Genomic DNA, 2020 nt, shown 5'->3' with positions numbered 1-2020 from the left:
CCTGAATATCGCTATAGACCGACCAGGGGATAAGATGATCTGCTATGCGACGCAGACGGTTGACCCACCGCGGCAACGAATACACCACGCTCACAATAAAAAAGAGCAGTAAGACACCACACCACAGGAAAGCCTGCTCAAAGAATGTCGCCATCCGGTTCAGCCATGCCAGCACACCCTGCCAGTTTTCCGGATCTGAAATACTTCTTAGCGTTGGTACCAATTCTGTTGCTGTGATCACCAGTAATCCCGTCATCAGTAGCACCAACAAAAAGGGATAAATCATCATTCTGAGCGACACTATCAGAATACGCTGACGGCAACCTATCAGTGTAATGGCCTGATTCAGCGCTTCAGGCAAATGACCGCTACACATACCGGCACTAATTAACGCCGCCTCTTCTACCGGTCCCCAAGCAGCCAGCACATGTTCCAAGGTATTAGTTTGACTGTTATCAGTGAGCGCCGAGATGCAATCGTCAATGAGTTCAGCAAACGGATGCCAATGGGTATCGAAATGGGTATACACATCACGTATCTGCCGCAACGCTTTCAATAACGGTATCTTGTTTTCCAGTAGAAAACGCAACGCCTCATAGAAAATGATGCGATAACTCGGTAAGAAAGTGTGGCGAACTAACACATAGCGCAGACGGCTGACCCATGACATTTCACGCATCACACTGCTCCATCAGCAAATAATCATCCTCATCCAGCGGGCAAACTAAGTCGGCTTCTAATGGATCAATCAGTCCTGCATTCAACTTATTCAGTAGATGCTGACGACGAGTAATCCCACCCAAATTCGATACCCAGTGTTGCCTCGCAGCCTCTTTTCCCTCAGTCATCAACAAGGTAAAGAATCGGGCATCTGGTCTAATGACCTCTGCCACCACACTACGACCAGTAACCCCTCGACTAACAACCCGTCCGCTCAAGGTAATCGTCTGGCAACAATGTTCACATCCTTCAGGATGACGAAAATATAGATTCTCCACACAACACACACCGGAAGCATGGCAATAACGCATCAGATAAGCCCGTTGTTCCTCATCCAGTACAGCCTGTTTCTGTGCCCAAGGTACTCGACAGTGCGGACATAATGTCGGTACCAAACGCTGACTAATCAACGCAATCAACAGTTGTGCATCTGCAATCAGCCCTGCATTCACCCCCATCGTTATCATGCGCTCAGGAATACCGACTGCACTATTGGTATGCAGAGTCGTCATGACACTATGTCCAGTTTGCGCAGCATAAATGGCCGTTAGCATGGAAGTCAGGTCACGCATTTCGCCTGGCATAACGGCATCGGGATCAAGACGCAGCGCAGAGGTGAGCGCTCGGTGCCAAGCAAGCCTGACCGCCTCTTCATCACTTTTGTCACACACGATGGGAGTTTGAATAGCACCAGCAATCCGTCCCTCCGGTGGGTCTTCAACGGTCAATAACCGCTTTTTGCCCCCTGTCCTGTCAAGATACTGGCGACAAAAAGTGCGTAATGTCGTGGACTTCCCGGAGCCGATTGGCCCCGATAGCACAATCAGTCCCTCCGGCAGTCGCAAAATACGGGAAACCAGTTTGATTTGCTGAGGCAAAAAACCTAATTGTGTCAATGTAGGCACTTTGTCACCATCATCAGCAATCACACGCATCACAACATACAACCCATCTGCTGTTGGCGTATGGCTGTACCGGGCACCATACAAATATACCCGACTCAGAAAATCCGCTTTAATCCTCCCGTCCTGCTGACGTCCTGGAAAAAATTGCGTTTCAGTGACATCACACATCGACAGGACGATCGTAGATGCCAGTGCCATTCCCTCCTCTTCCGACAGTTCATTGACGACTTCCAGCTCACCGTGAATACGCATTTCAATTCGGGTCAGCTCCGGACTGATAGTCAGATGAATATCTGACGCATTCAGCTTTTTTGCCAGTTCAAAACAGGTCAGTACCTGCTTCTGGCGTTCACTCACATCAGTTAAGTCCGACAGACAAACGCCCTGTTCATTCG

Annotated in this window: 2 protein-coding genes; both read right to left on the bottom strand. The window is 49.3% G+C overall.

The genetic code is table 11. The features are described from left to right. Positions 1–679, bottom strand: a 679-nt coding sequence (locus D3222_RS24290; protein ID WP_198672930.1) for a type II secretion system F family protein, incomplete at its 3' end; no start/stop codon positions are given. Continuing rightward, positions 672–2020 (bottom strand): GspE/PulE family protein (locus D3222_RS24285; RefSeq protein WP_118988328.1); only part of this gene is annotated, 1349 nt, incomplete at its 5' end. The genes D3222_RS24285 and D3222_RS24290, both read right to left, overlap by 8 nt.

The organism is Photorhabdus sp. CRCIA-P01 (assembly GCF_003545805.1).
GTDB classification, from domain to species: domain Bacteria; phylum Pseudomonadota; class Gammaproteobacteria; order Enterobacterales; family Enterobacteriaceae; genus Photorhabdus; species Photorhabdus antumapuensis.
The sequence above is the reverse complement of the archived record's forward strand: the minus strand, read 5'-3'. Positions and strand labels throughout refer to the sequence as shown.